Annotated in this window: 5 protein-coding genes and 1 pseudogene; 4 read left to right on the top strand and 2 right to left on the bottom strand. The window is 71.1% G+C overall.

The window, feature by feature from the left end; translation table 11 throughout:
* Positions 1-3372 (top strand): multifunctional oxoglutarate decarboxylase/oxoglutarate dehydrogenase thiamine pyrophosphate-binding subunit/dihydrolipoyllysine-residue succinyltransferase subunit (locus AOK09_RS33235; RefSeq protein ID WP_055590940.1); only part of this gene is annotated, 3372 nt, incomplete at its 5' end.
* A 160-nt stretch (positions 3373-3532) separates the two neighbouring features.
* Positions 3533-3712: a DUF6104 family protein gene (locus tag AOK09_RS33230; protein WP_055590939.1), complete on the top strand. Its 180-nt coding sequence runs from the start codon at positions 3533-3535 to the stop codon at positions 3710-3712.
* Positions 3713-4338: 626 nt separating this feature from the next.
* On the opposite strand, the gene AOK09_RS33225 is transcribed toward AOK09_RS33230, so the two are convergent.
* Positions 4339-4788: a GNAT family N-acetyltransferase gene (locus AOK09_RS33225; RefSeq protein ID WP_055590941.1), complete on the bottom strand. Its 450-nt coding sequence runs from the start codon at positions 4786-4788 to the stop codon at positions 4339-4341.
* 305 nt (positions 4789-5093) lie between these two features.
* Between AOK09_RS33225 and AOK09_RS33220 the strand changes: the two genes are divergently transcribed.
* Positions 5094-5513: a PPOX class F420-dependent oxidoreductase gene (locus AOK09_RS33220; protein WP_055590938.1), complete on the top strand. Its 420-nt coding sequence runs from the start codon at positions 5094-5096 to the stop codon at positions 5511-5513.
* Between the two features lie 124 nt (positions 5514-5637).
* Here AOK09_RS33220 and AOK09_RS33215 read toward each other — a convergent pair.
* Positions 5638-6233, bottom strand: a pseudogene (locus AOK09_RS33215) (AAA family ATPase).
* Between the two features lie 132 nt (positions 6234-6365).
* On the opposite strand from AOK09_RS33215, the gene AOK09_RS33210 reads away from it, so the two are divergent.
* Positions 6366-7127, top strand: coding sequence for a maleylpyruvate isomerase family mycothiol-dependent enzyme (locus tag AOK09_RS33210; RefSeq protein WP_055590937.1), 762 nt, complete (start codon positions 6366-6368; stop codon positions 7125-7127).
* Positions 7128-7213 lie beyond the last annotated feature (86 nt).

Raw genomic sequence — 7213 nt, 5'->3', positions numbered from 1 at the left:
GCCGCGCAGGCCGAGGGCCCCGAGCTGGTCCCGCTGCGCGGCCCGGCCAAGGCCGTGGCGACCAACATGGACGCCTCGCTGGAGCTCCCCACCGCGACCTCGGTGCGCGCCGTCCCGGCCAAGCTGCTGATCGACAACCGCATCGTCATCAACAACCACCTCAAGCGCGCCCGCGGCGGCAAGGTCTCCTTCACCCACATCATCGGCTACGCCATGGTGCAGGCGCTGAAGGCCATGCCCGGCATGAACCACAGCTACACCGTCAAGGACGGCAAGTCCTTCCTGGTCAAGCCCGAGCACGTCAACCTGGGCCTGGCCATCGACCTGGTGAAGCCCAGCGGTGAGCGGCAGCTCGTGGTGGCGGCCATCAAGAGGGCCGAGACCCTCGACTTCTTCGGCTTCTGGCAGGCCTACGAGGACATCGTCCGCCGGGCCCGCGCCAACAAGCTGACCATGGACGACTTCACCGGGGTCACCGTCTCGCTGACCAACCCCGGCGGCATCGGCACCGTGCACTCCGTGCCGCGCCTGATGCCCGGGCAGGGCACCATCCTGGGCGTCGGCGCCATGGAGTACCCGGCCGAGTTCCAGGGCTCCTCCCCGGACACCCTCTCCCGGCTCGGCGTCTCCAAGGTGATGACGCTGACCTCGACCTACGACCACCGGGTGATCCAGGGCGCCGCCTCCGGCGAGTTCCTGCGCCAGATCCACCAGCTGCTGCTGGGCGGCAGCGACTTCTACGACGAGATCTTCGAGTCGCTGCGGATCCCCTACGAGCCGGTGCGCTGGGCCACCGACGTGGCCGCCACCCACGACGACGAGGTCAACAAGACCGCCCGCGTCATGGAGCTCATCCACTCCTACCGGGTCCGCGGCCACCTGATGGCCGACACCGACCCGCTGGAGTACAAGCAGCGCAAGCACCCCGACCTGGACGTCGTGGAGCACGGCCTCACCCTGTGGGACCTGGAGCGCGAGTTCGCGGTCGGCGGCTTCGCCGGCAAGAAGATGATGAAGCTGCGCGACATCCTGGGCGTGCTGCGCGACTCGTACTGCCGCACCGTGGGCATCGAGTACATGCACATCCAGGACCCCAAGCAGCGCCGCTGGATCCAGGAGCGGGTGGAGAACCACTACGCCAAGCCGGAGCGCGAGGAGCAGCTGCGCATCCTGCGCCGGCTGAACTCGGCCGAGGCGTTCGAGACCTTCCTGCAGACCAAGTACGTCGGCCAGAAGCGGTTCTCGCTGGAGGGCGGCGAGTCGCTGATCCCGCTGCTGGACGCGGTGCTGGACGCCGCCGCCGAGCACCGGCTGGACGAGGCCGTCATCGGCATGGCCCACCGCGGCCGTCTCAATGTGCTGACCAACATCGTCGGCAAGCCGTACGGCAAGGTCTTCGCCGAGTTCGAGGGCAACCTCGACCCCAAGTCGATGCACGGCTCCGGCGACGTCAAGTACCACCTGGGAGCCGCGGGCACCTTCACCGGCCTGGACGGGGAGACCATCAAGGTCTCGCTGGCCGCCAACCCCTCCCACCTGGAGGCCGTGGACCCGGTGGTGGAGGGCATCGCCCGCGCCAAGCAGGACATCCTGGACAAGGCCGGCACCGCCTTCGACGTGCTGCCGATCCAGATCCACGGCGACGCGGCCTTCGCCGGCCAGGGCGTCGTCGCGGAGACCCTCAACATGTCGCAGCTGCGCGGCTACCGCACCGGCGGCACCGTGCACGTGGTGGTCAACAACCAGGTCGGCTTCACCGCCGCCCCGGCCGCCTCCCGCTCGTCGATGTACTCCACCGACGTGGCCCGCATGATCGAGGCGCCGATCTTCCACGTCAACGGCGACGACCCGGAGGCCGTGGTCCGGGTGGCCCGGCTGGCCTTCGAGTTCCGCCAGGCGTTCAACAAGGACGTCGTGATCGACCTCATCTGCTACCGCCGCCGCGGTCACAACGAGGCCGACAACCCGTCCTTCACCCAGCCCCTGATGTACGACCTGATCGACAAGAAGCGCTCGGTGCGCAAGCTCTACACCGAGGGCCTGATCGGTCGCGGCGACATCACCCTGGAGGAGGCGGAGCAGGCGCTCCAGGACTTCCAGGGCCAGCTGGAGAAGGTCTTCGCCGAGGTCCGCGACGCGGTGCCGCCGGCGGCCCCGACCACTTCCCCGCTGCCGGACTTCCCGGTCACCGTCTCCACCGGCATCTCCGAGGAGACCGTCAAGCGGATCGCCTCCTCGCAGGTCAACCTGCCGGACTGGCTGACCGTCCACCCGCGTCTGCTGCCGCAGCTGCAGCGCCGCGCCGCCATGGTCGAGGACAACACCATCGACTGGGCCATGGGCGAGACCCTGGCCATCGGCTCGCTGCTGATGGAGGGCCACCCGGTCCGGCTGGCCGGCCAGGACAGCCGCCGCGGCACCTTCGGCCAGCGCCACGCGGTGCTGGTGGACCGCAACACCGGCGAGGACTACACCCCGCTGCTGTACCTCACCGAGGACCAGGCCCGCTACACCGTCTACGACTCGCTGCTCAGCGAGTACGCGGCGATGGGCTTCGAGTACGGCTACTCCCTCGCCCGGCCGAACGCCCTGGTCATGTGGGAGGCCCAGTTCGGCGACTTCGTCAACGGCGCCGCCACCGTGGTGGACGAGTTCATCTCCTCCGCCGAGCAGAAGTGGGGCCAGACCTCCGGCGTCACCCTGCTGCTGCCGCACGGCTACGAGGGCCAGGGACCGGACCACTCCTCGGCCCGCCCCGAGCGCTTCCTGCAGCTCTGCGCGCAGAACAACATGACGGTCGCCATGCCGACGCTGCCGTCGAACTACTTCCACCTGCTGCGCTGGCAGGTCCACAACCCGCACCACAAGCCGCTGGTCGTCTTCACCCCGAAGTCGATGCTCCGGCTGAAGGCCGCGGCCTCCGCCACGCAGGAGTTCCTCAGCGGCGGCTTCCGCCCGGTGATCGCCGACGACAGCGTGGACCCGGCCAACGTCCGCAAGGTCGTCATCACCGCGGGCAAGGTCTACTACGACCTGGCCGCGGCCCGTGCCGAGCGGGGCATCACCGACACCGCCCTGGTCCGCATCGAGCGGCTCTACCCGCTGCCGATCGCGGAGCTCCAGGAGGCGCTGGCGCCCTACGGCGAGAACGTCCAGTACATCTGGGCCCAGGAGGAGCCGGCCAACCAGGGCGCCTGGCCGTTCATCGCGCTCAACCTGATCGACCACCTCGACGTGGTCATCGGCAAGAACGCCGCCGGCTCCCGGCTGCGCCGGGTGGCCCGTCCGGCCTCCTCCGCCCCGGCGGTGGGTTCGGCCAAGCGGCACCAGCAGGAGCAGCAGCAGCTGGTGGACGAGGTCTTCTCGCTCTGACCTCTGACCTCCGACATCCTCTGACGGGCCCCGCGCCCGACCGCACGGACAGCATCCCGGGCCCGGCCGCCGCAGCAGTGCGACGGCCGGGCCCGGCTGTGTCCGCACCCGGTCTATCCTGACCTGGAATCACGGCATCGACGTCAGTCCGGAGCACATCGTGTACTTCACCGACCGCGGGATCGAGGAGCTGGAGAGCCGGCGCGGCGACGAGGAGGTCACCTTCGAGTGGCTCTCCGAGCGGCTGCGCGAGTTCGTGGACCTCAACCCCGAGTTCGAGATCCCCGTGGAGCGGCTGGCCACCTGGCTGGCGCGGCTCGACGACGAGGACGAGGAGTGACAGCGGACGAGGAGTGACAGCGGCCCGCGGACCGGGCGATCCGGTCCGCGGGCCGCTCAGCGGATGACGGCCGGTCAGCGATGCCGGTACCGGCCCGTCCCCGGGCGGCTCCGCATGCCGTCGCCGCCCCAGGCACCACCGTCCGGCATGCCGGACGGGTCCGCAGTCGCCGTCGCCGGCGGGGTCCCGGGCACCGCCGTCCCGGCCGGGGCGCCCTGCCCCTGACCGCGTCCGGGTTCTTCGTGGGGACCACCGTGCTCTGCGGGCCGGCTCTCGGCGGGCAGTCCTCCGGCGGCCCGGGTGGGACCGTCGGGCGGCGGTCTGCTTCCTGGTCTCGGCGGCCGCGCTGGTGATGTCCGTCGTACTGCATCTCGGCATCGTCCTGTTCAACCGGCCGCGCCGCCTCGTGCCCCCCTCGATGCGTACCGACCGGGGCGTCCGGCAGCGTGGCTGACGGCTGACCCGCGGTGGAGGCGTACGACTAGGACGGCGCGGCGAAAGGCAGGGTGGGGCAAGGCCGCACGAGCCCACTGCGTGGCCGCACCCGGAGAACCGCGCGGCCGCTGCCAGGTCACGGTCGTAGAAGGCAGCCTGGCGGACCGAGTTGAGCCGGCCGCTGTGGCAAGTCAGGCCCTCACATCGCTGCTCGGCCCCGGTGGGCGCGCCATGAAGACGTCGATCGGGTCCTCGGCTTCCACGACGAATCCATGGCGCTCGTAGAGCCGGCGCGCAGCACTGCCTTGCAGCACGTTCAGACCCACGGTCATGCCCTGCGCGTCGGTTCGTTCCAGCACCGTGCGCAAGACAGCGGATCCGAGCCCTCGGCCCTGAAGGTGCGGAGCAAGATAGAAGTGCTCCAGCCACTGCCTGTCCTCGGCAGGCCGGACGGTGACGCATCCCACGAGTTCGCGGTCGATCTCAATGATCGACGTGTGCTGTGCGGAGAAGGAGTCCCGGAGCCGCTGCCGCACCCGGTGCTCGTCGTAGCGTCCAAGGCGTTCCAGATCCGCCCGCATCACCGTGGCCCGCAGCTCCGCGATCACCTCGATGTCCGCCGCCGTCGCAGAACGCAGCATCCAGCCCGTGGCCTGCGCCGACGTGGTCGCGGGCGCCGCTGCATCCGATCGCCCAGCGCTCCTCGGCACCTCTGCATCCATGGCCGGAGTATCCCAGTCTGCTCGCCCCGAACGAGCTGGTGGGTCTCTCCACCCGAACCGCCGACCCCGCTGTGACCTGCATCGCGCACCACCACGTCGGCGCGCCCGACGCGCCCCGCCGCGGGCGGTGCGGGACAGAGCAGGCGGGATGTGGCACCGTGAAACGGCGTTCAGCCGCCCGCCGCCGCGGGAGCCGCACCCCTGCACAGCGAGGACGAGGGCACATGTCGAATCCACCGCTTCCCGACACCGCGGTAGCCATGCTCCGGCGGCCCAACCCCGCCGTCATCGCGACGCTGCGCAGTGACGGGCAGCCCGTCACCACCCCCACCTGGTACCTCTGGGACGACGGCCGGGTGCTGGTCAACATGGACGAGGGGCGCAAGCGGCTGGAGCATGTGCGCCACGACCCCAGGGTGACGCTCACCGTGCTCGACGAGGGCGACTGGTACACCCATGTGACCCTCATCGGACGGGTCGCCGAGATGCGCGACGACGAGGACCTGGCCGACATCGACCGGCTGGCCCGGCAGTACCTGGGAAAGCCCTACCCGCAGCGTGACCGCGCCCGGGTGAGTGCCTGGATCGAGATCGACCGCTGGCACGGCTGGGGCGCCCACAAGGACAGCAGCCAGCCCGGCTGACGCCGCCCCTCGCCCGCGCTGCCCGACGGCGTCCGCGTCGATCCGGACGCGGACCGCGCAGCCGCGACCGGGATGGCCCCGCCGCTGCGCAGGAACGGCCCGTCGGCTGAACGGGGCCACCTGATCAGCGCTCTCTGTGGCCGCGCCGGGCCGGGTCAGTACTCCGGCGTAGGTCGTGACTTCGCCGGCCGTCGATCCACCCGGCGGCGGCGATCACCTCGCAGGCGATGTCCACAACCCCCCTGCCGTCGGTGGCCACGCGTACGGCGTCCGCCGGTGCCCGCTCGTGCAGCATCCGGGCCTTGCGCAGGCTGTTCCGTACCTCCTGCTCCAGCTCGGACCCGAGCTCACGGGCCGCCAGACGCTCGGCGGTGGTCGCGTCGGAGGCGGTGAGCAGCACCCGGACGATCCGCAGGTCCGCCCCCATGGCGCGCTCGAACATGGCCCCGCCTCGGGCAGCACACTCACGGTGTTCGTGTAGACGAGGCGCCGGTAGCCCAGCCGGGCGTAGTTCGACCACACCGCCGCGAGGTTGCGCTCGGTGATCCGCGAGCGATCCGGGTCTCCCTGCGGCGCCGGATGCACCTGCCCCATGAAGTCGCCCTCGATGACGGCATGAGGGATCCCCGCGCCACGCAGACGCGCCGAAACCTCCCAGGCCACCGTCGACTTGCCGACGCCGGCGCGTCCCCCGATGAGCAACACCTCCGCACGATCCACGGAAGCAGCTTGCCAGCTCGCAACCTCGCCGGGCGACCGGAGATGATGCAAGGTCGCCATGTGCGGCGGGAGTACCAGGGTGTTCGCGCCGGACCGGCCGACCGATCCGCGGACATGTGCTGAACTGTCCGGATGGAGAACTCCCGATTCCTCGACTGCCTCGCGGCCGACTTCGCCCGGTTGCGAGCCGTCGTGCCGATCGACCCCGGCGCGGCCGTGCCGAGCTGCCCCGGCTGGACCCTCGCCGACCTCGCCCGCCACGTCGGCGAGGTGTACCTGCACAAGACCCTCGCCGTGCGCGAGGGAGCCGAGCCGCACCCGTGGCCGCCCAAGGAGCTGACGGACGAGGAGCCGCTCGCACTGCTCGACCGGGCCTACGCCGGGCTCCTCGAGGAGTTCGCCACGCACCGGCCGGAGGATCCGGCGGGCTCCTGGTACGCCCCGGACCAGACCGTGGGCTTCTGGATCCGGCGGATGGCCCATGAGACGGTGATCCACCGCGTCGACGCCGAACTCGGTGCCGGCCAGCGGGTGGGGCCCGTCCCGCCCGACCTCGCGCTGGACGGCATCGACGAAGTGCTCAAGGTCATCGCGGAGTACAGCGTCGCCGAGTGGGGCGACTCCTTCGCCCCGATCCTGGGCGGCTCCCCGGGCCGGACGTACACGGTGCGGGCCGACCACACCCAGTGGCGGGTGCGGACCGGACCTGGGCTGTTCGCCGTCGAGGACGGTGGCGGTGACGAGGCGTCCGACGTCACGGTGAGCGGTCCGGCGGCGGGCGTACTGCGCTGGCTGTGGAACCGGCAGGGCGGGGGAGAGGACGACGTCACCGTCGACGGTGCCCCCGAGGCGGTCGAGGAGCTGCGGCGCTGCCTGGTCACGGCGACGCAGTGACGCCGGTCGGACGGCCCCGGTAGCTGAGCGCCCCGCCCCGACCCCGGCTGAACGGCTCCCACTCGGGGGCACGGATCAGCCGGGCT

The sequence above is a fragment of the Peterkaempfera griseoplana genome (assembly GCF_001418575.1).
Lineage (GTDB): Bacteria > Actinomycetota > Actinomycetes > Streptomycetales > Streptomycetaceae > Peterkaempfera > Peterkaempfera griseoplana.
This window is presented reverse-complemented; position numbering and strand designations above follow the sequence as displayed.